The sequence below is a fragment of the Paenibacillus sp. PastF-3 genome, assembly GCF_029893135.1.
In the GTDB taxonomy this organism is placed as follows: domain Bacteria; phylum Bacillota; class Bacilli; order Paenibacillales; family Paenibacillaceae; genus Paenibacillus_AQ; species Paenibacillus_AQ nitricinens.
Window position 1 is genome coordinate 177,621 of the sequence record NZ_JARXWM010000005.1, and the last position, 26,501, is coordinate 204,121.

Here is a 26,501-nt window from a genome sequence, read left to right on the forward strand (position 1 = left end):
GGAGAGAACTGATGGAAGTATTTAAGCGTTATTACGCGAATTTAACGGTCCGGCGTTTTTTTATTTTGGGTCTTGTTGCCCTGCTGCTATTCAGTATTAGAGATATGCTCAATTTAGTACTGTTAACATTTTTGATTGCTTATGTAATGAATAGCTTTCAAGTGCTGCTTACGAAGCGGATCAATAAATATGTGGCAGTCAACAGTAAGGTCATTATTGTTATTCTGTATTTAGCTCTGATTGCGCTGATCGTAGTGACCTTAGTGAATTATTTACCGAAGGTCTTTACGCAGATTAAGCAGTTAACAAATTTTCTAACCAGTTTAACCCCTGCAAATATTCCGCAGAACGATATTGTGCAGTATTTATTTGCGCAGCTTAAGGATTTGAACTACCAGTCTTATGTGAAAGATGGTCTTGAATACGTCCTGAAAATAAGTAATTGGGGCACCAGCTTCGTATTATCTACTATTCTGAGCTTTGTCTTTATTCTTGAGAAGAACAGAATTGTCAATTTTACTACACGTCTTAAAGATAGCAAGATCTCCTGGTTCTATGTTGAGCTTGAGTATTTCGGTAGAAAATTCATCTCATCTTTTGGTAAAGTGATCGAAGCGCAAATACTGATCGCGCTGTTTAATACATGCTTTACGGTGATTGGACTCTGGATCTTAGGTTTTCCTTATCTATTCGCCTTGTCGATCATGATCTTCCTGCTTAGTCTGATACCGGTGGTAGGCTTTGTAATTTCACTAATTCCGCTGTGTATTATTGGCTACAATATTGGTGGTCTGGCTATGACGATCTATGTACTCGTTATGATTGCTGTACTACATTTTGTTGAAGGCTACTTCTTGAATCCTAAGCTGATGTCATCCAAAATGAACCTGCCGATGTTCTACACCTTTATCGTTCTGTTATTCTCTGAGCATTATTTGGGTGTATGGGGTCTAATTCTCGGTATTCCAATTTTTGTGTTCTTCCTGGATATACTGGAGATCAATAGAGACAGCAAGATAGAAATTAAGAATTCAATTAAATAGCTCTGAATATAAGAAGAGGGTGATCCGATAGCCATTAAATGGCTATCGGATCACCCTCTTTATGGTTGGCGCGGAGCAATGTTGTACGGCCACTGTATGTATCTTTGTTAGCCGAAAGAAGTGAGAACGCTCTCCGTAACGATATCCCTCAGCTCGGCTGTATGTGCTGCATACTGCTCGGCTGTAATGCTTCCGGAAGCTAGCCTTGAATCTAGCTGTTCTGTTAGCTGTGCTACCTGTAGATTGATCACATCTTCAATATCTGTGTTTTGCTCTGAGGCAATATCTTGAAGTGACTTGCCATCATATAAGGCATCGTACAGATCTTCATCTGTAGGTTGGTTAAGGGCTTTCAATAATAATTCGTCTGGATCTGCAGCTTTTACAGTGGACCATTGGGCAGGCGAACTCGCGCTTGCAGTAAGGCTACTCCAAGCATTTCCGAAAGACATCACTATAACTACGGTTCCTACTATAATCACTCTTTTTATATCCATTAGAGTCCTCTTTTCTTATTTTACAAATAACGTTTTATGGTTTTCTGTTGAATGTGTTTGTGATGGTTGTGATTTAACCTATTTCTATTGTAACCCGCAAACCTGAGTCCAAGCTTAAGCAATATTTAAGATAACCTAAAGATTTAACATTGAAATGATATAGCGATAATATATCCTTAGTATACTTTCCAGATGATCTTCAATGCATATTTATGCACTGGGTCATAACTAAACAAATGGGGAGTGTTCGGAGTTTTGAGAATAACAGCAAAAGCTAAACGTTTTCTATCCAGCGTAATTGCAAGTAGTCTGATGTTGGGGATAATGGTTCCAGCAGGATATGCTGAAGAACAGCAGCTGGACACAGAGCAGACCTCTTCCGAATTAGGAGCACATTTTGACGAGCAGGTTGAGCTCGATACGCTTTTAAATCAACCGACAGTAGTGGCAGATGTGTATGCGACACCTGCTCATCCAGGAGCATTACTTATTACAGAGGTTGTTCCAGATACTAAAAATGTCAAAGGTGCGGATGGATCCTCTGTTGATGGTTATGAATTTGTTGAGGTCTATAATAATACGGATGAGCCAGTAAACTTTAAGGATTATTATTTTTACTATTATAACAGAGATAAATGGATAACCAACGGCGATGCTGTAATCCCGGCGCATGGAAATATCGTCTTCTGGATTATGAACGGCAATAATCTGAATGTTCCTGCCGAGGATTTCATCAAAAATTTTAATCCTTCAGCATCCTTGAAAGAAGGCGTAAACCTGTTCCGTATCAACGGTGGCGGTGGTATGGCTAACACTGATACGCGTAGCTTACAAATTAAAAGCAAAGCAGGAGATGCCCTAATTATCTCTTCTTCTTATGGAAAAGAACAGGTGAAGGAAAACAACGGGATTTTCTATCAATTTTCACAAGCTGACAGCTCTACGATGAGTCTCATGGCGATTTCGGGAAAGGCTGCGGCGACACCTGGAACCGTAGAACCCGAACAACTTCCTATACCAGTGCCTGGAGACAAACAGCCGTTGATTGAACACCATACGCAGAGCAGTGTAGATCCAGCTGATCTTCCTATCACCGCGAAGATTACGAACCTAGAGATTGGCCCAGATGGAGCATTGCCGGTAGTGAAGCTGCAATACGGCTCTCCTTCCCAGGCAAAAGATACGGTAATCACTATGACATCAAAGGGGGATAATCAGTTCACTGCGTTGATTCCTGCGGCTGCGCTGGAAGAGCCGGAACTGCACTACAGCATCCGTGTAAACAATGTTACGGAGCATTATTCTGTTCAAGTGAACCTGCCTGCGTTTGATTCGAACAATGTGCCGCCGCTGTTAGTTACTGAGCTGCTGCCGAATTCGACGAATGTAAAAGGAACGAGCACCGATGCTTTTGAATTCATTGAGGTGTATAACAATACGGATGCACCGGTTGATTTTAAGAACTATAAGATCTATTATCGCTATCCTGATAAAGGCAACGCTTCTGATGTGAAGTGGCCCTCTACGAAAGAGAGTTTCGTCATTCCTGCACAGCAGTCTGTGGTGTTCTGGATTATGAATAGTGCTAACAGTACATACACTGCTGATGATTTTAATACAGAATTCAATACGAATCTGATCGATGGCACGAACCTCTTTTTAATTAAAAGTGATGGGATGGCGAACTCTGGCCGCCGGGCAGTCGTAATCAAGAGCAACACGGAGAAAGAAATTTCCTCTGCGTATTATGATGCTGACCTCACCTATGAGGGTGGAGCTAAAGGTGACGACACCAAAGAAAATAAAGCGCTTCTATACAAGTATCCTGTGAATGGGCAAAGTAAAATGCTTAAGATTAGCACAGGATCAGCCGTTCCGTCACCAGGGCAAGTGGATGTAGGATTGGTTCCTAGTACACCGATCCATGTAGAGCCGGATACTGAAAATCCGACGGTGAATGATCTGACTGCTGTGACGGAGATTGATCAGTCGATGAGTTTGGATTTGAAAGCTTTCGCTGATGACAATAAAGCCATTACATCTGTAGAAGTAAGGGTAGCGTCGGACAAGCAGCCTGATTTTGTCAGCCATAATCTATCCCAAGACTTCAACGATAGCTTGTATCATTATAAGTTATCATCGGCTGATTTGATTGGCAGAAATGAAATACAGTATTATTTCGTCGTTTCCGATGGCACCAATGAGGTCGAATCTCCGGTAATGAAAGTGAAAATTACGGGAGGGCCTGATCAATCAGCGCTTCGTTTGAATGTGAAGGATGGGCAGTTCATCCATGGTTCTATGACGGTAAAAGGAACCTCTGCCACCGCAAAGGCTGATGCAGTGGACCTGAGCATCGATAATAAGGTACTCAGCAATCATGAGGCATATGCCGCGCTTGAGAATGATGCTTACTTTGTATTTGAAGCTAAAAATGTGGATTATTATTTTAAAAACGGCATCACAATGGGACCAGAAGAATTAGGGGATGCGAGCATTCTATACACCTTTATGGACCCGATTACTTCATATACGACATTGACCTTCCCGATCTCCTCTGCCGCTTTACAGGTGGGCACGGATAATGTGATCTACATTCGGGCGGGCTCTAAATCATCACCTTTTGACCCACGTCCCGAGGAGAATAAAGATGATTTCGAAGTGAAAAATGTACGCCTACTACTTGCAGACGGCACTGAAATTTGGGACCCTGCTTATGCAGAACGTGATAAAGAAATTAAGATGGGGGACAGCGCAGGTAAGCATGAATCTATCGGTTTCCGGTTCGATTTGAAATCGGATTTGTTCCGTTCGAAAGCGTATGACTGGAATACTAAAGAAGCCGCTGATGGAGAACATAAAGTAACACTGACTGAAGGTGGATCTAAGGTATCGTCAAGTGTAATTGTAGACAACACGCCGCCATCCATCAAAGCATCGATTGAAGATGGAAAGACTTATCGTGGTAATTTCGAAATTGCTGCTCAGATTACGGATACTTACGCAGGTGTAGACAAGGTCAGCGTGAAGCTCGATGGCAAAGGTATTGAACTTCCATATGCTACTTCCTCCGGAAAGCTAACGGCTGGAGAGCATACGCTTTCTATCACTGCCTTGGACAAGATCGGCAATCAGGCAGAGAAAGTAGTTATCTTCGATGTGCCGAATGAGAATCCATTTGCACCCCAGCTTATTTCTCCTACGAACTGGGAGACAGGTGTAGGTACTAATCCGACTTTGAGGGTTAAGGTTGAAGATCCTAACCAAGATAAGATGAATGTTACTTTCTTTAGAGGATTTAAGTATGATGCTAACCATCCTGAGCAAGGTTTCGCTGGGTTTATAAATGCATCCGATACAGAGCCGCCGAAACAATCCGTACCTGCGGGTGAAACAGCACTTAGCGGTGATGATTACAGTAAAATAAGCGCGGTGGACGGACAGTATTTAATCAACGATGCTGTAGAGCAATTCCCGTATCAGCGTTATGAAATTAAGCTTGATGATTCCGTTAAGGCGACAGATCGTGTGGATATTGAATGGAAGGGGAATTCACTTCCAGGTCGTAAAGTAAGTCTCTATGCTTGGAGTCCTGCTGAAGAGAAGTGGGTGCAGCTGGATCATTTGATCGCCGGAACAGAGGATTTTGAGCTGAAATCGACGGTGACCGTAGGACAATTTGCTAATGCACATAGCATTGCTGTTATGGTTCAGGATGAGATTGCGTCTGTGGCTAAGACTGCACCCACAGTAACGCAAGACACCTATGATTTCTCTTTTGTATGGATGTCGGATACACAATATTATTCCCAAAGCTACCCTTACATTTATCGTAAGAACGTGAAGTGGATAGCCGACAACAAGGATAATTTGAACCTGAAATATGTAATTCATACAGGGGATGTAGTGGATAAATCCTATCAAGAGTACGAGTGGAAGGAAGCGGACCAGAACATGAAGGTTCTGGAGGATGCAGGTATTCCTTATGGTGTGCTTGCGGGCAACCATGACGTAGGTCATCAAACCGGGGATTATACGAAGTTCTGGGAGTATTTTGGAGAGTGGAGATTCAAGAATATGCCGACCTTCGGTGGCTCTTATGATAACAACCGGGGCCATTATGATTTGGTATCTGCGAACGGAAATGATTTTATTATCGTATATATGGGCTGGGGATTGGCTGAAGAAGAGATTCAATGGATGAATGAGATCGTTGCCCGTTATCCAGAGCGCAAAGCGATTCTTTGCCTCCATGAATACTTGCTGGTTTCTAATAACCGCGCACCTATTGCGGATAAGATTTTTGAGATGGTTGTAAAACCTAACAAGAACGTAATCGCAGCGTTATCCGGTCATTATCATGATGCTGAGCTGAAGATCGACGAGCTGGATGATAACGGTGACGGTATTCCGGATCGCAGTGTGTATCAAATGCTGGCAGACTATCAAGGTGCTGAAGAGGGTGGACTTGGTTATATTCGTCTGCTTCAGTTCGATATTGCTAACAATAAGCTGCGTGTGAAGACTTATTCGCCTTATTTAGATGATTATAATTATTATGATGAAAATGAATTCCCAGGCAAAGATGAGTTCGTATTAGATCTGGATCTACAGCCTGTGACAAAACGTGTAGCTACCGATTATATCGGCGTTAAGGTCTACAGCGATCAGAAAGTCGCAGCCAATCAGCAAGTAGAGAGCGGTGCGGAGACTCAGGTTACTTGGAGCAAACGGAATCCGGATAGTTACTACCAATGGTATACAAAAGTCGAGGATGATCACTCCGGCAGTGTGCTTTCAGACATTTGGGGCTTTTACACTGGAAAAGAGGATGTGACACCGACGCCAACACCGACGCCAACACCGACGCCAACACCGACGCCAGAGGTATCGCCATCGCCTGAAGTGACACCGGCACCTCCAGTAGGTTCATCAGTGCCTACAGTGTCTTCGAGTCCTACAGCTACCCCTGTAGCGGAAAAAGGAAGCGTTGAACTGACCCTCGGAAGTGACGGTATGTATATTGCTAATTCTGCAGCATTAAAGAAGCTGATAGAGGAAGCTGCGACAGGTGGAAATATCAAGATTAGCTTAGGCAAAGGCGCTTTGACCCAAGATCAGATTAAACTTGCACTTGACGCAGCGAGCATCCAACAGGCTGCCGACAAGAAGCTGAGTCTGAATATTGTATCTTCCAGCATTACATTAAGCGTACCAACAAGCTCTTTACCAGCGATCCCAGCCGGAAGCGATATGCTGCTGCTGAGTGTTGATACAAGTACGATATCTGTACCAACCAATGTCGCTGGAATGAGTCCATCCAGAGCTGCCGTTACGCTGAACCTTAGTATCACAGCAGGCGGCAAAGAAACGGCTATTCACCAGTTTAAAGGTGCTGTTACCATTACATTGACGCTGACGAAGGAACAGCTTGCTAAGATCGATACTGATTTTGCAGGCGTCTATTATGTAAATGGCAGTACCTTGACATATTTGGGTGGCGTTTTTAAAGGTAATGCCGTTACCTTTACAACAGATCATTTCTCTTCCTTCGCGGTACTGGAATACCAGAAGCAATTTAGTGATACCGCTGGTCACTGGGCAGAGTCGTACATTTCCAAGCTGACGGCTAAGCATGTGATTATGGGTATCGACGATACACATTATGGTCCACAAGCTAATGTAACCCGTGCGGATTTTGTTACACTAGCCATTCGTTCACTTGGATTGGATGAGGCTAGTGGAACTATCGCACAAAGTACTTTTGCAGATGTATCTGAGGATGCATATTATGCCTCATCGATAGACAAGGCGGTCCAGCTTGGGCTCATTCAAGGCAGTGATGGCAAGTTCCGGCCTAAAGATGCGATAACTCGTGAAGAAGCGGCTGTAGTCCTCCAGAAATTGATACAGTACAAAGCTGGTTCAGACTCTTCTGGTGCTGCTACTGCAAGCTTTAAGGATATGAACAGCGTATCGGACTGGGCGAAGCGAGCGGTAAGTGAATTGAAAGCCAAGGGAATCCTTGACGGCAAGGGTGACAATAACTTTGATCCTCGTGGCAAAGTAACCCGGGCTGAAATTGCAAAACTGTTATATGGAATAATCAATTTATAAGGATAGTTTGGCAAAGGCAGACAGAGGGAACTCTGGTCTGCTTTTGTCATTTTTTATCCCTTTTCTTCTATGAAAGTAGGAAATTCTTACTATTTATATGATTTTTCATATATAATATTTTTGAATAAATTTTTAATAGATAATCTAACTTCCTGCTGACAGTCCTAATGATTTCTTTCGTAATTACACTTGTCATTCGCGATGATTCGGCAGTTATTCTCCTGGTTAAAGCACTTCTTCTAATTGGCACAGGAATGGGTATTCAACCATGGGTACTTGTATTCCTTATTGTTTTATCCACTGATCCCATCTTCTTTGCTTATCAATTACCAACGTATTTAACCGCTTATTATAGTGCTGGCTCGGACTCATCCTATAATACATAGATTGGAGAAACGAACCTTGAGAGTAAAGCTAGCACATATTTTACTTCTGCTAACTGTAATTTTTGCGATTCTACTGTATAGAGGGAGTCTCGACTCCATTGATCATCTGTTACAAGATCGCGTGATGCAGCACGAGCGCACAGTGGACACTACCATTGCGATTATCGGGATAGACGATCAGAGCTTGGAGGACTTCGGCAGCTGGCCGTGGAGCAGAAATGTTCATGCACAGCTGCTAGATACACTTTCCGAGGGACATCCAGCCGTAATTGGGTTTGACCTGACGTTCCCGGTGGGTTCGGAGGATCCCGAGGCGGATGCCGAGTTCGCTGCGGCTGTCGCTCGGGCGGGAAATGTTATTCTGCCCATATATGGTACCTTTGCACCTAATACCGAGCAAGGAAAGATTGAAGCACTGGAGCTGTCTGAGCCGTTTGAGGCCTTGAGGGAGGCTGCCGCTGCAACCGCCCATATTAATACCATTACCGACACCGACCGTGTGGTACGTAAGGTGCTTTATTCTTTTGACTATAAAGGAAAGCCAATTCATAGTTTGTCATGGACAGTCTTTCAGAAATATCAAGAGGTGATGGGGGGCACTGCTGATCCACAGAAGCTCCCGCTAGATGACTTTGGACGTTTCTATATCCCCTATTCAGGCAGTAAAGGAGCCTTTGAGGAGATTCCTTATTCGGCAGTACTTAACGGAGAGGTACCGCCATCTTATTTCGAGAATAGAATTGTACTTATTGGGCCATATGCTACAGGGTTCAAGGATGACTTCCTAACACCAATTAGCGGGAAAAACACATTATATGGTGTGGAAATTCATGCGAATATCATTCAATCTTTGCTGGACGATAATTATAAACGGGTGCTGGACTGGAAGTGGAATGAGGCAGTATTGCTTTTTGTTGCGCTCCTAGCCTATCTACTATTCCGTAAGGTGAAGATGTTATATTCCTATGTGGTCATTGTGGTCATCATTGCCCTACTTATCTTTGCGGGTCGTTATTTTTATGACCATGGAACGTTAATTTCACTAGGTTACGTGATTCCTTTTCTAATCGTTAGCTGCATTATCGTGATAGCCTTTCAATATTTAGAAGAATTGATGGAGAAGCGTAGAGTTACGGATATTTTTGGCCGATATGTTGCCCCGCAGGTAGTGGATCAAATTCTCAAGAACGGTCAGGAAGGGCTGAAGCTTGGAGGAAGCCGCAGAGAGTTGAGCTTGCTATTCGTCGATATTCGCGGATTCACCCCGTTGTCGGAGGCTGCTGAACCGGAGGAGATTGTTGAGATTCTGAATGAGTATCTGGATTTGACCGCGAGTTGTATTTTTAAGTATGATGGCACGCTGGATAAGTTCATCGGGGATGCCACGATAGCGATTTTTAATGCTCCATTGCTGTTGGAGGATCATCCGATGCAAGCAGTAAAGGCTGCGTGGGCGATGAAGCAAGGTTCGGCGGCGGTGGAACAAAAGCTGTTCGAACGGTTTGGGCTGGTCGTTAAATTTGGTATTGGGGTACATACTGGCCCTGCTGTATTTGGGAATATCGGCTCCAAGACACGGATGGATTATACAGCGATTGGAGACACCGTCAACACAGCGGCCCGATTGGAAAGCAATGCGAAGCCTGGGCAAATCCTCATCAGTGAGGCTACCTACGCTTTTGTAAAAGATAGAGTATCTGCTGTTTCATTAGGAGAGATCAAGGTAAAGGGCAAGGAGCAAGGAATCCATGTCTATGAATTGGAGGGATTGCGATGAAGGTGAAGTCGTTAAAGCTTACATTGTCGTTTATGCTGTTATTCAGCATTCTTTGGCCAGCGGTTGTCACAGAGGCGAAGGACAGCGTTAAGGTGGGGAAAATAACCACAGTCTCAGGAAAGTCTGAGGTGAAAAAGAGCGGGGGGACGAAGAAATTTAACGCTTTTAAAGGGATGGCGATTACGCAAGGCGATACGATTATAACGGGTTCTGATGGACAAGTTAATCTCGATCTCGACGCTAACAAAGAAGTTACGATTGGAGCAGGGACGACACTTACCATTAGCCAATTAGTCGAAAGCGCAAAGGCATTGGGTGGAAAAACAAGCCTGAAGCTACAAAACGGGCAAGTTTTGATTAAGGTGAAGAAGAAGCTGGATGGCGACTCCAGGTTCGAGATTGAGACACCGACGGCTATCATGGGCGTTATGGGCACAGAGTTTTTTGTTAGCGTTAATCCTAATCAAGGGAATCCAGCTCTGATTGGAGGGCTAGGAAATAATGGATATCTGGGGGTTTTGGAAGGAACCGTTCGCGTGGCTTCGCCTTTAAATCCGAATGCTAGTGCGTTTTCGATTACTGCTTCCCAGCAGCTTTTAATGAATGGTCAACAATGGAATAGGGAGCCGCTATCCTTGGAAGGATTGCCGCCTTTTGCTCTGGAACAGCATATGAAATACTTACAGGAAGAACAGATGTTAACCGAAGTTATGAAGAATCAGCTCGAACGTTTAATACAACAAAAGAAAGACGCTATGGCAGCGCTTAAACCAACACCTACGCCTGCGCCTGCGCCTCAGATTATCTATCCTGTATCTACTTCTGCTAGTCCTGGCAAAGGGGTTGTGCCGACATCAGCTCCGACATTGACGCCGGAACCAACGGCATCACCAACGCCGACGCCGGAACCAACGGCATCACCAACGCCGACGCCGGAACCTACCGAGACTCCCGTGCCAACGGAAACACCAGCTCCTATCGGTGTACCAGAGCTGGATCAGCAGGAATTTAGAGACCATATCTATGATTATCTCATCCGTGATAATAAGATTGTTGTGCCGTTTACAGCTCCACTGGCTTTTAATATAGCAGATGACTCTAATCCTAATGAGATCAGGAATATGGTGAAAGTTATGTTGGGTGAGAGTGAGAGCATGTTCGAAATAGGTGAGGTAATCATTGAAGAGAACAAGCTGGTTCTTTATCTAATGGACCGAATTTCTTATGGGTCTGTAGTTCAAATTAAAGTTAGTGGCGGTTTGTTAAAGAATGCTCTTTCCGGGGAGGTTCAGGAAGAAGATCAACAGCTATTCAATGAGGGCTTTTATTTCGAAGGACAAGTTGCTCCAAGTCATTTTAACTATACCGAGGTTGTAGGTGAAGGCGATGCTCCAGAGTTTACGATTCACTCACTGGGTTATGATGCGGGGCAGATTGGATATCGGCCGGGATTGTCTGGGGGAGAACTTCATCCTCTGGAAAGCGGGGATTACACGCTGGTTCGAAACGCTGAGAATACCTTTGTGCTCAAACTTTTGCCAGAATTCTTGAACGCAATGGGTTCTGAGCCATATATCGTGATCATTCCCATTGTGAAAAATATAGTAGCAGATGAAGGTTCTATGCAAATTGTAATAGACGAGCTCAGGCTCTATGTAAATATGCAATTCTAAGGGTGCGGTAACCCTTGAGAGGAGAAAATAACGCAATGAACAAGAAACTTATCTCCATCGCTTGCGGATTTATGCTTATAAGCGCAACATTTTCCAATATCGTAGCGGCGGAAACAGCACAAAACACGAAGGACGGCATTCAAGGGAGTATCGTCAAGAATGGTTCGTCGAATGCTGTATCCTCTCTTAAGCAGCCGTTGGGCGTGGTTACCGTACCTGGTAGCAATGATCTCATTATCGTGCAATCTGGAAGTGGTACTATCAGCAAGTGGAGTAATGGCGATCTACAGACGGTAGCTGGACATGATGCTGAAGGGTATACCGATGGTAAGAGCGAAGAGGCCTTGTTTAATCATCCGACATACACTGCCGCTGATAGTAAAGGCAATATCTATATCAGTGATACCGATAACCATGTAATCCGTAAAATAGAGAACGGAAAAGTGTACACCCTCGCAGGAACGGGAATCGCTGGCTATAAAGATGGACAACCCAATGCGGCGCAATTTAACGCCCCAGGCGGATTAGCGATAGATAGCAATAACAATGTATTCGTAGCCGATACGCTGAATCATCTGATTCGCAAAGTTACACCGGAAGGTGTTGTGAGTACTTTTGCGGGTCAGCAGAGCAACGATGGTGCTTATTTGGACGGTGCGGTGACTTCGGCCAAGTTTAATGAGCCTGTGGGTCTTGTGTTCGATGAAACCGGTAATCTCTATGTGGCAGACAGTGGAAATCAGATGATCCGATGGATTAAAGGCGATAAGGTTGAGACCTTTGCAGGCAAAGCAACCCCTATTGATCCAGTGACTGGTTATATGGCTGGAGGGTTCCAGAATGGCGATCGCCAGACGGCATTATTCAATCGTCCTCGTGGTCTGGCTTATGCCGATGGAGTGTTGCTGATTGCTGATAGTCTAAATCATCGGGTTCGGGCCATTCAGAAGGATGGAAGAGTCATCACAGTTGCAGGACAGGGCATCTCGGGAGATCAGGTTGGAGCATTGGATCAAGTGATGTTTAATCAGCCTTCCGGTGTTGCGCTTGGCTCCGGGAAATTGTATGTGACAGATACGCTGAATAATAAGTTAAAGGTATTAGAACTCGACTTGCAAGCCCTTAAGCCACTTCGTAGCAAAGCTGATCTGCTTGATGCAGTCTCGCTAATGCCAGCAGGTAAGGACATACAAGTATGGTTGGACGGAGTGCAGGTGAAGTTAAACACTGCCACTCTACCAATTAAGGAGTCGGGTAAAATATATTTACCGGTTAGAGCGTTATTTAGCTCATGGGGAGCGGATATTCGTTGGGATGCGGGAAGTAAAGAGACGATGATTAGCAAAGGGGAGTGGACACTTTCCCTAAAGCCAAACGGGGGGCTTAATGTGCAAAACATAAAGGGTACTTTGTATGTAGCAGCCGATTACTTGCCGACCGTTTCATCTTTTATGCAGGTTTATGATGAGGATAGTCAGGCAATTGTAATCGAAACTGGACGATAATTATCCGCTATGTCCTTTACAGGAGTTAAGGCTGTCGAGAAAATTCTCGACAGCCTTTTTTATGACGCTAATCCTTCAATGACTTTATCAATATTCCATTTAATCATTTTAAGGTATGTGTCACCCTCTTCGCCTTTCTTCGCTAAAGAATCGGTAAAAATCTTGGAATGAATCGGCACTCCCGTTTCATTGGAGATCGTTTCCATTGTTTTCGGATTCACGCTCGTTTCCAGAAACAAAGCGGGCACTTGATTCTCCTCAATAATGTTAATGATGTTTTTCATTTGTTCTGGCGTACCTTGACTATCCGTATTGATCTCCCATATAAATGCGGATTTAAATCCGTAGGCTTTTGAAAAATATTTAAATGCCCCTTCGCTTGTAACCAAAATACGTTTCTCCTGCGGGATTTTTTCTACCGCTTCTTTTGCATATTGATCCAATTCATTAAGCTTCTTTACATATTCTGATTGGTTATTCAGATAAAAATCTTTGTTGTCCGGATCTTTTTCGATGACATGTTTAGTGATGATATCTACATATTTAATCGCATTCTGAATATCGAGCCAGGCATGAGGATCTTCTTGAGTTTCTTTGCCTTTTTCTGTTAGGAACATTGGGGTTACTTCATCTGAAACAGCAAAGGCAACCTCTTTTTTGTTGGTGACATCTAATAGATCTTTAAACCATCCCTTACCCGTTTCCAGGTTTAATCCGTTATAAAAAACTAAATCTGCGTTAGATACTTTACTTGTATCCTTCGGTAATGGATCGTACATATGCGGGTCTGTTCCGATGGGAACCATACTGTATACCTCAGCTTTTTCCCCTACAATGTTTTCAGTCATATCCGCGATAATGGAGTATGTGGCAACAATTTTTAATTTGTCGTTGTTTCCTTCTCCCTCACTAACGTTTGAACATGCAGTAAATAGTAAGATGAACATTGTCAAAGAGAGCATCTTTATTGTTTTTTTCATCCTTGTTTAACCCCTTTTCTTAGAAAATTATTTTTGGGCGAGATAATAAATGATATAGCAAACAAACTTACGCCTACCAGAACAATGGTGGCACTTGTAGGTAAATTGAATCTAAAGCTTAGGATCACACCTATAATTCCAGATACAGCACCGATGGTAGAAGCAACGAGAATCATGTGGAACAGCTTATTTGTCCAAAGATACGATGTAGCTGCTGGAATAACCAGCATTGCAATCACAAGCACAATACCTACTTGAGATAGCGAGGACACGGTAACCACGGATAGCAGCATCATCAATAGATAATGATAGAACCCTGTTTTCAAACCGAAGGCCTTAGAGACGACAGGATCAAACGAACTAATCAAAAGCTCTTTGTATAACAATGAAATGATGGCTATAACAACAAGCATGATAATAAAGGATTGCGTTAACTCGGACTGCGGGACGGCCAAGATATTACCAAATAAAATATGAGTTAAGTCAAGCCCACTTTTGGCGAAAGTGATGAGGACAATTCCTAGAGCAAAAAATGAGCTGAGAATAATCCCGATCGAGGTATCACTTTTAATATTGCTGCGACTTGTAATAAATTGAATGAGAATTGCCGCTAACAGTCCAAACAATGAAGCGCCCACAAGAATGTTGATCCCTAGAATATAAGAGAGCGCCACACCTGGTAATACAGCATGAGATAAAGCATCGCCCATTAATGACATCTTTCTGAGCACAATAAAGCTTCCTAGAACGCCTGAGACAATGCCAAGAATGATAGCAGACAATCCCGCATTAAGTGCATAGATTGGAATGTTTAATAACTCTGACAAATAATTAATCATTCGCTGTTCCTCCCATCCCTTTGATCACCAGATTACCTAAGGAGGCCCCGTATGCGTTGAGGATATTATCGGCTGTAAAGGTGTCTTTCACATCACCAAAGGCAATGAGTTTTTTATTAAGAATGATTACTTTATCAAAATATTCTTCCACCTCATGCAGATCGTGATGAACGATAAGTATAGTTTTTCCTTCTTCGCGGAGCTGTTTAAGCAGCTTTACAATAATTTTCTCACTGACTAGATCTATGCCGACAAAAGGTTCATCTAAAAAAAATACATCTGCCCGTTGTGCAAGCGCTCTGGCAATAAAAACCCTTTGTAGTTGTCCCCCAGACAAATTGCTGATTTGTTTATTCGCAAGATCACTGATATCGACCATGGCCATACATTCCTCAACGGTTTGCCGCTCTTTTTTGCCTGGGCGCTGGAAGATTCTCAAATTTGGGTAGGTTCCAGTTAGTACGGTATCTTTTACTGTGATTGGAAAAGTAAGATCAATGTCATTCTTTTGTGGCACATATGCGATCTTCCGTTTGTACTCAGCAATATCTCTACCCTCGACCATAACGGATCCTGTTCTCTTTTTTATCACCTCTAACAATGACTTAATAAATGTAGATTTCCCTGCACCATTGGGCCCGATAATTCCGATCGTATACCCAAAAGGAATATCTATGTTTACATCTTCTAGCGCTGAATTACCGAAATAATCCACGTTTAGGTTTCTGATTTGGATCATAAAAAAACTCCTCGTTTTATATTCAATGATTTGTTTCCTGTTGGAAACATTTATTTTAAATATCTAATTTGTTTCCCTAGGTAAACATTTATTCTTAGGTACAATATATTTAACAATGGGCAAAATGTCAATTAAAAAGCTTGAATTTTATTTGATTTTGGATTGGAACAAGCTTTTGATCTGCTTCACTATAGGGGCTTTTTTTCTATATTTTAAAATACATACTTGACAGGTAGGAATAAAGGGGTATATGATATCACCAATCCTTAAACACTAATTAAATGAACAGTGAAATAATTTATCCGAGCCGATTGGACCGCCAAAGGCTCCCGCACTTTTACCTTGACAGGGGTATGTGCTGGGAGTCTTTTTTTGTTGGCCGATAAGGAGAAAGATGAGGTAGGCATGAGCGATACGTATTGGAGACAGGTGGAGGAGACAGATTGGATATTCCGCAAGGTGGTCCGCAGGTTCGTAAAGGAGCGGGATAAGGTCACTGTGGAAGGGATCTCCTTGCCAGGTATGCTGATTCTGCAAAAAATCATTCGCGAAGGCGAACAGCGGCTTGGTGATTTAGCGGATGAACTGGACTTTACGTCAGGTGCGATCACTGCATTGAGCGATAAGCTTGAGGCAGGTGGATTTACTGTACGCAAACGTAAGGAAGGGGACCGCAGGACGGTGATGCTGGACATCACAGACAAAGGCCGGGAAATGGCGGAGCTTAACAGCAATATTGGGGAACGATGTATCTCGCTTCTGTTTGAGGGGTTTACGGAAGAGGAATTGACGCAGCAAAGTCACTTTTATCAGCGAATCATCAGCAATCTTGAAGGATTCTCAGATACCTTGCTGAAGCTGGCGAAGGAGAATGCGGAGGCCGAGTCCTCACCGAGCCTTGAACAGAAGCCACGGGCAGTCACCAAGAAAAGCAATTATCTTAGCTATTAAAATAAATCAAATGTAGGAGAGATAAATTATGGGACATTCAACGATATATCCAACTGGAGCAACCGTATATAATCCGGGCAAAGCATGGAGTGGTTATACCGTATTTCAAGCGGGTGAAGAGGGCGTTGTTCTGATTGATATGAACGGTAAAGAAGTGCATCTGTGGAAGGGGCTGCTCGGGTTTCCGGCTAAAATCTTCCCTGGTGGTTATGTGCTAGGCAGCACTGGCAGAAGAGATCCGAAATTTGGTATTCAGGATAATGTAGATCTGGTGCAGGTCGATTGGGATGGTAACATCGTGTGGAAATACAACAGCTACGAGCATATAGAAGATCCGGGTTATGAAGCGCTCTGGTATGCCCGTCAGCATCATGACTATCAGCGTGAAGGTAATCCAGTCGGTTATTTTGCACCAGGGCTGGAGCCAAAGGTAGATGGCGGCAATACCCTAATCCTCGCTCACAAAAATATTTACAACCACCAAATTTCCGACAAGCAGTTGCTGGATGACACGATTATCGAGGTGGATTGGGAAGGGAATATCGTTTGGGAGTGGGCTCCAAATGAACATTTTGCAGAGTTGGGCTTTGATGAAGCGGCAAAAAATGTCCTATTCCGTGATCCTAACTCACGTTCCTTCGGAAATTTGGGGGGCGGTGTGGGTGACTGGTTGCATATCAATTCAGCTTCCTATGTAGGACCTAATAAGTTTTATGATGCAGGTGATGAGCGTTTCCATCCAGATAACGTGATCTGGGATGCGCGGGAAGCGAATATTATCGCAATTACAGATAAGCGTACCGGGGCCATCGTGTGGAGAATCGGTCCAGACTACTCAATACCAGAATTGAAGTCTATCGATTGGATCATTGGCCAGCATCACGCCCACATCATTCCGAAGGGCTTGCCGGGAGAAGGAAACTTACTCGTATTTGATAACGGAGGTTGGGGCGGTTATGGTCTTCCCAATCCATCTTCACCCTTTGGGCAAAAAAATGCACTCCGCGACTACTCACGAATTCTGGAGATTAATCCAGTAACACTCGAAATTGAATGGCAGTATACCGCGGCAGAAGCAGGCTTCTCCGTTCCGACGGATTCTTATAAATTCTACAGTCCTTATATCAGCTCAGCCCAGCGGCTGCTGAATGGCAATACCTTAATTACAGAAGGATCTAACGGTAGACTTTTCGAGGTTACGCCAGAACATGAACTGGTGTGGGAATACATCTCACCTTTTATTGACTCCAGAAATACGAACATGGTTTATCGTTCCTATCGTGTGCCATATGCATGGGTACCACAGCTGGAGAAGCCGGAAGAACAAGCGATTGAGCCGATAGATGTAACGCAGTTCAGAGTACCGGGGGCCGCACCTAAAGGTTCGGATTCCGTAGTGAGTGTAGCGACAACCCTGCCGTTTGTTGAGGGAGCTGCTTGTGTGGCGACGACAGATGAAGGTAGTAGCCGCAAAGCCAATTGACAAATTTGAGGGGGATGTTGTTTTGAAAAAATCATGGATCAACTCTAGCTTTCTGCTCTTATCCTTATCCGTTGTTATCCTTTTATCAGGCTGCAGCTCCAAAGGTGATGCGTCGCCCGCTAAAGATGGAGCAGCAAGCGGCAAAGAAGAGACATTGAAGATTAAAATCGCCGACATCAATACGAATCCAACTTTTCGTGTGGCGTTAGATAAAGGTATCTTTGCCAAACACGGGATAGATGCTGAACTAGTTAACTTTGGTTCTCCGGCAGAAGGTGTGAATGCACTCTTCATTAAACAGGTGGATGTGGCTTTCGGGGCGGATTTCCCCTTGCTGAACGCAGTGTCGAAAGGGGATTACTCTATCATCGCCTCGGCAGGTCTAGCGACAGACGAAGCTTCAACAGAATGGAAGCTGTTCGTACAGGATGACATCAAGACAGCTGAGGAATTGAAGGGTAAGAAGCTAAGCTTTATTCGCGGAACCTTTATTCCATACCTTTGGGATGAATATTTGAAAGAACATGAGCTTGCTCTAAGTGATGTGGAATTGATAGGACAGGGAGCCTTTGATGAATCTTATATTGCTTTGAAGCAGGGGGCTGTGGATGGGGCATGGTTCTATGGTTCTGTTCTTAATGATAAGCTGGGTGCCCTTGCTGGCGTACATGAGCTGACGGATATGTCCAAAACAACCGTACGGTTAGGTATGGGCATTGTAGCAGGTAATGATTTTGTAACCAACAATCCAGAGGAGATCGCGAATTTTCTCGCAGCAGTGGATGAAGCAGGGAGTTATGCACAGGCTCATCCGGATGAGGTGGCTGATCTGATGTACGAGGAAGTGAAGCAGCCTAAGGAATCCACGATCAAAGATCTTCCAAATAATCCTTGGGCCCTTGGGTTCACGCAGGAAGCATATGACAGTCTGACTAAACAGAAGAAATATATGGTCGACACTGGAATCATCGAAAAGGACTTCGATCTGGATAGCAAGCTTAATCTTGAACCGCTGACCAAAGCTTTGCCGGATGAAGTCACGTATAAGAAATAGGAGGGTTCAGCATGTCATTACCTGCTAAGCAGCACACCATTCATATTGAGCAGCTTCGCAAGAGCTACAGTGAGCCAGTCGCCGGAGATGTTCATTATATTATTAAAGACGTGGATCTCGTAATCAAAGGTGGGGAGTTCTTCGTTCTACTCGGCCCAAGTGGCTGCGGAAAATCGACGCTGCTGAATATGATCGCCGGATTTGTTTCCAAATCTGGTGGTAACCTTCGGGTGGATGACGAAGAGGTGAATAAGCCGGGCAGAGATCGGGCAGTAGTGTTCCAGCAAGCAGATTCCTCTTTATTTCCTTGGCTAACGGTTCGAGAGAATGTGGAGTTCGGACTGAGAATGAAGAAAATCGCGAAGGCAGAACGACATACAATATCGGATAGGTTCATCGGGCTTGTTGGGCTAAACGGGCATGAGCAGAAATTCCCTAAGGAGCTGTCAGGTGGTATGAAGCAGCGTGTCCAGCTGGCACGAGTGCTCGCCAATGATCCGGCGATCCTGCTGATGGATGAGCCATTTGGTGCGCTGGATGCGATGACTCGGAGGACGATGCAGAAGGAGCTGGTCAATATCTGGCAACAGACGCATAAGACGGTGATTTTTGTAACCCATGATATTCAGGAAGCTTTACTGCTGGGGGAACGGATCGGCATTATGTCTGTGGGGCCTTCCTCTAACATCACGAACATTTATGACAACACGCTCCCTTATCCGCGGGATATAAGCTCACCGGAATTTTACTCGCTATACAATCAAATTCAGAGCCATTTCGAAGAATAGGATAAGGTGGAACAGATGATGAAATGGGTGGAAAAGAAATGGGTCTCCGTATCCATACTATGGATTGCCGCACTCTGCATCTGGCAGCTTGGAGCGGTGATCTACGGTCCTGATGTGATCCCTGGGCCATGGAGTACGTTCAAGGGTGGACGGGAACTGCTGGAAGATGGCACCTTGATGCAATATATCGGCATTAGCTTTTACCGGGTGCTCATTGGCTGGGTACTCGGCAGTTTAATAGCGATTCCCGTAGGATTGGTAATTGGAAAAGTGAATGTGATTCGTATCTTTGCAGAGCCTTTTCTGAACTTCATCCGGTTTATCCCGCCGATTGCGTTTATCACATTGTTTCTAGTGTGGTTTGGGATTGGGGAGCAGTCGAAGATTGCGTTGATTATGTACGCTACCTTTTTTATTGTGGTGCTGAATACCTTGACCGGTGTCATGTCTGTGGAGGAGGATAAAATCCGCTCAGCCCGCAGTATGGGCGCTAGTGAGTGGCAAATCCTGATTCATGTGATCGTTCCGGCGACGATACCGTACATTTTTACAGGCATCCGGCTAGCAATGGGAACTTCGTATATGGCGATTATCGGGGCGGAAATGATTGCTTCGAACGAAGGTGTAGGTTATCTGATTTGGAATTCACGGTTATTTTTTCGTACCGATTGGATATTTGTTGGTTTGTTCTGCCTTGGTTTTATGGGCTTTTTCACGGATCGGCTATTTGGTTGGTTCGGTAAGAAAGTGCTCTATAGATACGGTGTGGTTAGTATGGCGGCACGTAGAAGGTAAGATGGCTTTAATAAAATAACGTAAACACCAAAGCTGCCTGAGTGGATCAGGTGGCTTTTTGGCATGTCTTCATTTTTATTTACAAATATTCCTATCTTCCTTAATGTCACGAAAATAGTACACGCCTATACTGCAATTGGGTGCCTAACAGTTTGAGCATAAAGAAGCCCGCAAATAAGAAATAGGAGTGAAGGGGAAATCATGAAAAAAGGGATCAAAAATCAATTGTCGATGGGTCTAATGTTATCCTTGCTCGTCCTGTTGCTTGCTGCTTGTGGAAATTCGGCTAAGGCTGACGAATCAACGAATGGAAATGCTGGCACCAAAGAATTAAGTCTGACCGAGATCGAGAGTAAAGCTAAAGAAGAGGGCAGTGTTATCAGTGTGGGAATGCCGGATTCCTGGGCGAACTGGAAAGATACATGGAGTGATATGAGTAGTAAGTATGGTCTTACACATTCAGATACCGATATGTCGAGCGCGGAGGAAATTGCCAAGTTTGATGCGGAAAAAGACAAGCCAACGGCTGACATTGGAGATGTAGGGATCGCTTTTGGATCGGTTGCTGTAGATAAAGGGGTAACGCAGCCTTATAAAACGACCTATTGGGATGAGATCCCCGATTGGGCTAAGGATAAGGACGGAAATTGGATTGTGGGCTATCAAGGGACGATTTCGTTTCTGACGAACACCAAGCTCGTGGCTAATCCACCGAAGAGCTGGGAAGATCTGAAGAACGGCAGCTACAAAATCATCGTTGGCGATGTAACCAAAGCTGCTCAAGCGCAGATGGCTGTATTGGCCGCAGCGATTGCTTTTGGTGGCGATGAGTCGAACATTGAGCCGGGGATTGCTTTTTTCGAGGATTTGGCTAAAAAAGGGCGTCTCTCCAATGCAGAAGCTTCCCTTGCTAACATTGAAAAAGGGGAAGTAGAAGTTACCCTGCTGTGGGATTTCAACGCTTTGAACTATAGAGACCAGATCAACAAAGATGGCTTCGCGGTAGCCATTCCAAAGGAAGGCAGTGTAGTGAGCGGCTATGCAACGATCATTAACAAATATGCGCCGCATCCTAACGCTGCGAAGCTGACACGTCAATATATCCTTAGTGATGAAGGACAGGTTAACCTTGCCAAAGGGTACGCTCGTCCGATCCGTGACAGTGTAAAGCTGCCTGATGATGTTGCGGCTAAGCTGCTATCCAAAGAAGAGTATGTCAACGCTAAACCTGTAGGTGATTACAAGGTTTGGGAAGAGACGGCGAAGACTATTCCGCAGCTATGGCAGGAACGTGTACTTGTGCATTTGAACTAGGATTGTTCTCCCCCTAAAAAAAGAAGCAGGGCGCCTTCGTCACGATGCCGTAAGGTGCCCTTGTTCTATTCCCGCGACAAGGAGTGAGTAAGTTGAAACAGAAAAGCCGCGGTGTGATCCTGGCACTCCTTCCGTTTGCACTGATGGTGTTAGCATTTCAGCTGGTACCTGTATTGTCCATGCTGACGGGAAGTTTCCAAAAGGCAGATGGGACTGGGCTTACGCTAGGTAATTATCTGCACGCACTGCAAAGTGCCTATTACATGCAGGCAATTAAAAACAGCTTGCTGATCGCTTTAACTTCAAGTCTGATAGGGATCATTGTCGGACTTTTTTGTGCCTATTGTATTACTCGGTTCACTCCGAGGGTAAGGGACAGACTCTTAATGTTGTCGAATATGACCTCTAACTTCGCAGGGGTTCCCTTAGCTTTTGCATATATTATATTGCTCGGAAATAACGGGGTATTTACGCTCTTATTCAAACAGTGGGGCTGGAGTGTTTTTACCGATTTTGATTTATATAGCTGGTCTGGTTTGATTTTGGTGTATGTATATTTTCAGGTTCCGTTAGCCTTACTGCTCTTGTATCCGTCTTTTTATGGCATCCGTGAGCAGTGGAGAGAGGCGGCTTCCTTGCTGGGGGCTGGGCCGTGGCAGTTCTGGAAGACGATCGGGCTACCGATTCTAACGCCGGCGATCTTCGGCACACTCGGGATACTGTTTGCTAATGCGATGGGCGCTTATGCTACAGCATATGCTTTGGTTGGCGGTAATTATAATCTGCTGGCGGTACGGATCGGTTCACTCGTTGCCGGAGATGTGGTGACTCAGCCGGAAATGGGCAGTACGCTTGCTGTTCTGCTTGGATTGACTACGATTTTGGCCGTCTATCTGAATCACCTGATGGTTCGGCGCACGGAGAGATTCGGAGCTAAAGCGCTCAGTAAACCGAATGTAAAAGCCAAATCTTCTCGGCGCTTATGGACAGCAGCAAGTGAGGAGGCTCGGCAATGAATATACGTAAAGCGGGCTTCGCTCCACGGACCTTCATGCTATTGCTCATGGTGTATTTATTACTACCACTGTTGGCAACCGGTATGTATGCTTTTGCGTTGGACTGGCAGAATACCTTATTGCCTCAAGCTTGGACACTGAATTGGTTCAGCGAAATGTTTAAGGATATTCGTTTTTTAGAGGCGCTTTGGACCTCGCTGTATTTATGCCTGATTAGCGTGGTGCTGAGTCTGGCCGTGATGCTGCCAGCTGTTTTTGTCATCACGATTTATTTTCCACATTGGGAGAGCTTTATGAAAGTGATTGTTGTTCTGCCCTATGCCGTGCCCGGTGTAGTGGCTGCGGTGGGACTTATCCGTACCTATTCCACTGGTCTCTTTGACATCGCTGGAACAGCTTACTTACTGGTAGGAGCGTACTTTGTGGTCATCCTTCCCTATATGTATCAGGGCATTCGCAATAGTCTGTTGACCGTTAACGCTGTAGAACTGCTGCATGCTGCGGAATTGCTTGGTGCCCGCCGCAGAACGGCCTTTGTGAATGTGATTTTACCAAATATCTGGCCTGGGGTTATCGTCTCCACCCTGTTATCCTTCTCCGTTCTATTCGGCGAATTTGTCCTTACAAACATGCTAGTTGGAGGGCATATTCAGACGATTCAGGTATATCTTTATCAAAGAATGGGCGAAAGCGGACATTTAGCCAGCGCGATTGCAATCTCTTATTTTCTGTTTATTCTAGTCCTTTCGATGGTACTGATGAAGCTTGGCAAAAAGATGGGAGGAGGCGTTAAGGGATGAACGATTATCTAAAGCTGCAGGGGATACGCAAAATGTTCGGTGATACCTGTGTGCTAGACAATATAGATTTGGAGATTCGCGAAGGGGAGCTTGTGACGCTGTTGGGCCCCTCCGGTTGTGGAAAAAGCACATTACTGCGCTGCATAGCTGGCCTTTCGGAGCTGGATGGCGGAAGAATTCTCTTGGAGAATAAAGATCTGGCCAATCTGCCGCCCCGTAAACGCGAGGTGGGCATGGTGTTTCAGTCCTATGCGCTGTTCCCTAATCTGACGGTAAGTCAAAATATTGAATATGGTATGAAGATGCGCGGTTTATCCAAGTCGGCCCGCCGTAGTCGCGCAGACGAATTGCTGGCTTTGGTTGATCTGGAGGAGAAGCGGGACGTCTATCCGCATTCACTCTCCGGTGGACAGCAGCAGCGGGTAGCGTTGGCCCGTTCTCTAGCCGTGCAGCCCAAAGTATTACTACTGGACGAACCTCTAAGTGCACTCGATGCTAAGATTCGTAAGAATCTACGTGCCGAAATTCGCGATATTCAGAAGCGCTTTAACATGACGACACTATTCGTTACGCATGATCAGGAGGAAGCACTGATTCTATCTGACCGCATCTGTATTATGAACGGTGGACGAATTGTTCAGGATGGAACACCGGAAGGACTATACACTTCGCCGCGCACAGAGTTCGTTGCCCGGTTCATGGGCAGCTATAACGTATTAACTCGGCCTGAAGTAATGGCGCTGTTCCACGGAATAGATAGTGGGATGGACAGCTTTGCTATTCGTCCTGAGGCTGTAACCCTACTGCATGAGGGAGCAGGTCCACAGGAGGCTGCTGCCGGAGCACAGCTGGTGAATGGAATCATTAAATCGGTCTCTGTGTTAGGGAATATCATACGATGTACAGTTGAGGCTGAAGGCATCCGATTAACGGTTGATCTTTTAAATGATGGACGCTGGCTGCGGGTTGGAGAAGGGGATAAAGTCACGTTGGCGCTGAACCCTTCCGAGCTTTTACATTTAGAGCGAGAAGGAGCGTGAGTAGAATGACGGAAATGACCAATAAGCTTATTGTGGTTGTCTTAGACGGACTTAGATATGATGCAGCTCGCACATACATGGGGTATCTGGAGCATCTTGTAGAGCAGGAACTCTTATCTTGTTATCGGGTACAGTCGGAGTTACCAAGTTTGTCACGTCCGCTGTATGAAGTGCTCTTAACGGGTACACCCGTGTCTAAAAATGGAATTACGGCTAACCATATTGTGAGACCAAGCCATGAAGAGAGCGTATTTCATCTGGCAGTGAACGCTAATCTGCGTACAGCTGCTGTCGCCTATCATTGGATCAGTGAGCTTTATAATTCAGCCCCCTTTGATCCGCTGGCTGACCGCCATCAGCACAATGTGATGAAGCCGATTCAGCATGGCAGCTTTTATTTCGAGGATCATTATCCCGATAGCCATGTATTTGCCGATGCCGTGTATTTACGAAGTGCCTATGATCCGCATTTTCTATATATTCACTCCATGAATATAGATGACGCCGGGCATCGTTATGGCGGGGAGAGCAAGGAATATGAGCTTTCCGTGCGTACTGCCGACGGCTTGCTGGCAACTGTTTTGCCCATTTGGATGGAGCAGGGATATAAGATTCTAATTACAGCAGATCATGGGATGAATGCCAATGGGTACCACGGCGGAATAACCAATTCTGAACGGGATGTGCCGTTATATACGTTTGGAGTCGATCGATTACCGCTGGAAAAAGAGGATCAAATAATCCCGCAGTTGCGGCTAGCTCCGCTAATGTGCCACTGCTTAGGTCTTGCTCCTTCGGCTGCAATGAGTAAGGAAGGATTGCCTCCATTTGTACAGAAGCAATTACAGCATGAAGTAGAGGAACCCACACTATTCATATGAACCTAAATAGTTAAGAACGACAGAAATCATATGCGATAAGCATGGATTTTTTGTATACTAAATAGTATATTTTTCCTATTTAGGAGGTTGTCTATTGAGTGCTTCTAAATCGATGAAATGGATTACAGGTTCGTGTGAGATTATTTTGGCGATTCCATTTCTGGGTGCTGCTATTGTAATGTTCAGTGGATACTCTGTACTGGGATTGATGTTTATTCTTCACCTGGTTACTTTGATTGTATCTTCAAAGAACCAGGAATCTATTTATGGTTCAGTACTCGGAATTATAACTTCTTTACTCGCTTGGATTCCATTCGTGGGCTGGGGATTACACTTAATCACAGGAATTCTGCTGATGGTAAGTGGTGGACAGAAGACTCGTTATCCTTCGAATCGTAACTATCTACAATAATTAGAATCAGCCCAATACAGCCCGATTCGGACGTTTGTCCGGTCGGGCTGTATTCATGTTATAATGAGGGCACATTTTAGCAAGAAGTACACACGGAAGGGGGCATATCCATATGGAGGTAACTGCGCAAGACGTAGCCGAATGGATGGTTAAGGAAATTCGTTTTACGGGTACCTTGTATCAGACTGCGGCGATTGAATATGTGAAAGAGAATTTTGGGGAACAATTTGTATTTGTGAATGAGAATGGCAATGCCTCACTGTCTAAGGAAGTAAAGAAAGCTTTCCGGAAGCTGCACGGCGGAAAGATCGCATGGGATCGGGATGGATTTTTGTGGGCGTGGACCTAAGCTGAACCCTGGCGTGTTATATTAAAAAGCAAGTTTCCAAGGAAGTGGAAACTTGCTTTTTT

The 26,501-nt window shown here is 44.6% G+C and carries 22 protein-coding genes; 18 read left to right on the plus strand and 4 right to left on the minus strand.

Annotated elements, in window-relative coordinates; translation table 11 throughout:
• The first annotated feature begins 11 nt into the window (after nt 1–11).
• Nucleotides 12–1,043, plus strand: a complete 1,032-nt coding sequence (locus tag M2444_RS12530; RefSeq protein ID WP_094874218.1) for an AI-2E family transporter — start codon at nt 12–14, stop codon at nt 1,041–1,043.
• A gap of 107 nt (nt 1,044–1,150) precedes the next feature.
• Here M2444_RS12530 and M2444_RS12535 read toward each other — a convergent pair whose 3' ends face one another.
• The gene (locus tag M2444_RS12535) at nt 1,151–1,540 is read right to left on the minus strand and encodes a hypothetical protein (RefSeq protein ID WP_094874219.1); all 390 of its coding nucleotides are present in this window, start codon (nt 1,538–1,540) and stop codon (nt 1,151–1,153) included.
• Between the two features lie 255 nt (nt 1,541–1,795).
• On the opposite strand from M2444_RS12535, the gene M2444_RS12540 reads away from it, so the two are divergent.
• The 5 genes from M2444_RS12540 (at nt 1,796) to M2444_RS12560 (ending at nt 12,998) form a co-directional block, all read left to right on the plus strand.
• The gene (locus M2444_RS12540; protein ID WP_280787118.1) at nt 1,796–7,657 is read left to right on the plus strand and encodes an S-layer homology domain-containing protein; all 5,862 of its coding nucleotides are present in this window, start codon (nt 1,796–1,798) and stop codon (nt 7,655–7,657) included.
• A 167-nt stretch (nt 7,658–7,824) separates the two neighbouring features.
• Nucleotides 7,825–8,043 (plus strand): hypothetical protein, encoded by a 219-nt coding sequence (locus tag M2444_RS12545; RefSeq protein WP_143812201.1) that lies wholly within the window; start codon nt 7,825–7,827, stop codon nt 8,041–8,043.
• A 16-nt stretch (nt 8,044–8,059) separates the two neighbouring features.
• Nucleotides 8,060–9,820, plus strand: coding sequence for a CHASE2 domain-containing protein (locus tag M2444_RS12550; RefSeq protein ID WP_280787119.1), 1,761 nt, complete (start codon nt 8,060–8,062; stop codon nt 9,818–9,820).
• Nucleotides 9,817–11,493, plus strand: a complete 1,677-nt coding sequence (locus M2444_RS12555; RefSeq protein ID WP_280787120.1) for a FecR family protein — start codon at nt 9,817–9,819, stop codon at nt 11,491–11,493. Before M2444_RS12550 ends, M2444_RS12555 begins: the two co-directional genes overlap by 4 nt.
• A gap of 35 nt (nt 11,494–11,528) precedes the next feature.
• The gene (locus M2444_RS12560; RefSeq protein ID WP_280787121.1) at nt 11,529–12,998 is read left to right on the plus strand and encodes a stalk domain-containing protein; all 1,470 of its coding nucleotides are present in this window, start codon (nt 11,529–11,531) and stop codon (nt 12,996–12,998) included.
• 59 nt (nt 12,999–13,057) lie between these two features.
• Here M2444_RS12560 and M2444_RS12565 read toward each other — a convergent pair whose 3' ends face one another.
• The 3 genes from M2444_RS12565 to M2444_RS12575 are packed head-to-tail and all read right to left on the minus strand — an operon-like array spanning nt 13,058 to nt 15,556.
• Nucleotides 13,058–13,978, minus strand: a complete 921-nt coding sequence (locus tag M2444_RS12565) for a metal ABC transporter substrate-binding protein (protein WP_094873829.1) — start codon at nt 13,976–13,978, stop codon at nt 13,058–13,060.
• Nucleotides 13,975–14,817 (minus strand): metal ABC transporter permease, encoded by an 843-nt coding sequence (locus tag M2444_RS12570; RefSeq protein ID WP_094873831.1) that lies wholly within the window; start codon nt 14,815–14,817, stop codon nt 13,975–13,977. The genes M2444_RS12565 and M2444_RS12570 overlap by 4 nt, the downstream gene beginning before the upstream one ends.
• Nucleotides 14,810–15,556 carry a metal ABC transporter ATP-binding protein gene (locus tag M2444_RS12575; protein ID WP_094877257.1) on the minus strand — a complete coding sequence of 249 codons (747 nt, stop codon included), beginning with the start codon at nt 15,554–15,556 and terminating at the stop codon, nt 14,810–14,812. The genes M2444_RS12570 and M2444_RS12575 overlap by 8 nt, the downstream gene beginning before the upstream one ends.
• Before the next feature lie 405 nt (nt 15,557–15,961).
• Here M2444_RS12575 and M2444_RS12580 point away from each other — a divergent pair, with 405 nt between their 5' ends.
• The 12 genes from M2444_RS12580 to M2444_RS12635 all read left to right on the plus strand — a co-directional run bounded on the left by M2444_RS12580 (nt 15,962) and on the right by M2444_RS12635 (nt 26,439).
• Complete coding sequence (locus M2444_RS12580; protein WP_094877271.1) at nt 15,962–16,507, plus strand: MarR family winged helix-turn-helix transcriptional regulator; 546 nt, start codon at nt 15,962–15,964, stop codon at nt 16,505–16,507.
• Between the two features lie 28 nt (nt 16,508–16,535).
• Nucleotides 16,536–17,990 (plus strand): aryl-sulfate sulfotransferase, encoded by a 1,455-nt coding sequence (locus M2444_RS12585; RefSeq protein ID WP_280787122.1) that lies wholly within the window; start codon nt 16,536–16,538, stop codon nt 17,988–17,990.
• Between the two features lie 22 nt (nt 17,991–18,012).
• Nucleotides 18,013–19,044 carry an ABC transporter substrate-binding protein gene (locus tag M2444_RS12590; protein ID WP_280787123.1) on the plus strand — a complete coding sequence of 344 codons (1,032 nt, stop codon included), beginning with the start codon at nt 18,013–18,015 and terminating at the stop codon, nt 19,042–19,044.
• An 11-nt stretch (nt 19,045–19,055) separates the two neighbouring features.
• Nucleotides 19,056–19,832 carry an ABC transporter ATP-binding protein gene (locus tag M2444_RS12595; RefSeq protein WP_094877260.1) on the plus strand — a complete coding sequence of 259 codons (777 nt, stop codon included), beginning with the start codon at nt 19,056–19,058 and terminating at the stop codon, nt 19,830–19,832.
• An 18-nt stretch (nt 19,833–19,850) separates the two neighbouring features.
• Nucleotides 19,851–20,627: an ABC transporter permease gene (locus M2444_RS12600; RefSeq protein ID WP_094873842.1), complete on the plus strand. Its 777-nt coding sequence runs from the start codon at nt 19,851–19,853 to the stop codon at nt 20,625–20,627.
• A gap of 201 nt (nt 20,628–20,828) precedes the next feature.
• Nucleotides 20,829–21,941 carry an ABC transporter substrate-binding protein gene (locus M2444_RS12605; protein WP_094877261.1) on the plus strand — a complete coding sequence of 371 codons (1,113 nt, stop codon included), beginning with the start codon at nt 20,829–20,831 and terminating at the stop codon, nt 21,939–21,941.
• 92 nt (nt 21,942–22,033) lie between these two features.
• Nucleotides 22,034–22,957 (plus strand): ABC transporter permease, encoded by a 924-nt coding sequence (locus M2444_RS12610; RefSeq protein ID WP_280787124.1) that lies wholly within the window; start codon nt 22,034–22,036, stop codon nt 22,955–22,957.
• Complete coding sequence (locus tag M2444_RS12615) at nt 22,954–23,757, plus strand: ABC transporter permease (RefSeq protein ID WP_094873848.1); 804 nt, start codon at nt 22,954–22,956, stop codon at nt 23,755–23,757. The genes M2444_RS12610 and M2444_RS12615 overlap by 4 nt, the downstream gene beginning before the upstream one ends.
• Nucleotides 23,754–24,797 carry an ABC transporter ATP-binding protein gene (locus M2444_RS12620; protein WP_280787125.1) on the plus strand — a complete coding sequence of 348 codons (1,044 nt, stop codon included), beginning with the start codon at nt 23,754–23,756 and terminating at the stop codon, nt 24,795–24,797. Before M2444_RS12615 ends, M2444_RS12620 begins: the two co-directional genes overlap by 4 nt.
• Nucleotides 24,798–24,802: 5 nt before the next feature.
• Nucleotides 24,803–25,678 (plus strand): alkaline phosphatase family protein, encoded by an 876-nt coding sequence (locus M2444_RS12625; RefSeq protein ID WP_280787126.1) that lies wholly within the window; start codon nt 24,803–24,805, stop codon nt 25,676–25,678.
• Nucleotides 25,679–25,772: 94 nt separating this feature from the next.
• Nucleotides 25,773–26,090, plus strand: coding sequence for a hypothetical protein (locus M2444_RS12630; RefSeq protein ID WP_280787127.1), 318 nt, complete (start codon nt 25,773–25,775; stop codon nt 26,088–26,090).
• 112 nt (nt 26,091–26,202) lie between these two features.
• The gene (locus M2444_RS12635; protein WP_042123499.1) at nt 26,203–26,439 is read left to right on the plus strand and encodes a DUF6953 family protein; all 237 of its coding nucleotides are present in this window, start codon (nt 26,203–26,205) and stop codon (nt 26,437–26,439) included.
• Nucleotides 26,440–26,501 lie beyond the last annotated feature (62 nt).

Coding starts and splice junctions, on each gene's coding strand:
- M2444_RS12595 (WP_094877260.1), top strand. CDS start 19,056: ATGTCATTACCTGCTAAGCAGCACACCATTCATATTGAGCAGCTTCGC.
- M2444_RS12625 (WP_280787126.1), top strand. CDS start 24,803: ATGACGGAAATGACCAATAAGCTTATTGTGGTTGTCTTAGACGGACTT.
- M2444_RS12545 (WP_143812201.1), top strand. CDS start 7,825: ATGATTTCTTTCGTAATTACACTTGTCATTCGCGATGATTCGGCAGTT.
- M2444_RS12575 (WP_094877257.1), bottom strand. CDS start 15,556: ATGATCCAAATCAGAAACCTAAACGTGGATTATTTCGGTAATTCAGCG.
- M2444_RS12580 (WP_094877271.1), top strand. CDS start 15,962: ATGAGCGATACGTATTGGAGACAGGTGGAGGAGACAGATTGGATATTC.
- M2444_RS12620 (WP_280787125.1), top strand. CDS start 23,754: ATGAACGATTATCTAAAGCTGCAGGGGATACGCAAAATGTTCGGTGAT.
- M2444_RS12600 (WP_094873842.1), top strand. CDS start 19,851: ATGAAATGGGTGGAAAAGAAATGGGTCTCCGTATCCATACTATGGATT.
- M2444_RS12615 (WP_094873848.1), top strand. CDS start 22,954: ATGAATATACGTAAAGCGGGCTTCGCTCCACGGACCTTCATGCTATTG.
- M2444_RS12635 (WP_042123499.1), top strand. CDS start 26,203: ATGGAGGTAACTGCGCAAGACGTAGCCGAATGGATGGTTAAGGAAATT.
- M2444_RS12555 (WP_280787120.1), top strand. CDS start 9,817: ATGAAGGTGAAGTCGTTAAAGCTTACATTGTCGTTTATGCTGTTATTC.
- M2444_RS12560 (WP_280787121.1), top strand. CDS start 11,529: ATGAACAAGAAACTTATCTCCATCGCTTGCGGATTTATGCTTATAAGC.
- M2444_RS12570 (WP_094873831.1), bottom strand. CDS start 14,817: ATGATTAATTATTTGTCAGAGTTATTAAACATTCCAATCTATGCACTT.
- M2444_RS12605 (WP_094877261.1), top strand. CDS start 20,829: ATGAAAAAAGGGATCAAAAATCAATTGTCGATGGGTCTAATGTTATCC.
- M2444_RS12585 (WP_280787122.1), top strand. CDS start 16,536: ATGGGACATTCAACGATATATCCAACTGGAGCAACCGTATATAATCCG.
- M2444_RS12565 (WP_094873829.1), bottom strand. CDS start 13,978: ATGAAAAAAACAATAAAGATGCTCTCTTTGACAATGTTCATCTTACTA.
- M2444_RS12530 (WP_094874218.1), top strand. CDS start 12: ATGGAAGTATTTAAGCGTTATTACGCGAATTTAACGGTCCGGCGTTTT.
- M2444_RS12535 (WP_094874219.1), bottom strand. CDS start 1,540: ATGGATATAAAAAGAGTGATTATAGTAGGAACCGTAGTTATAGTGATG.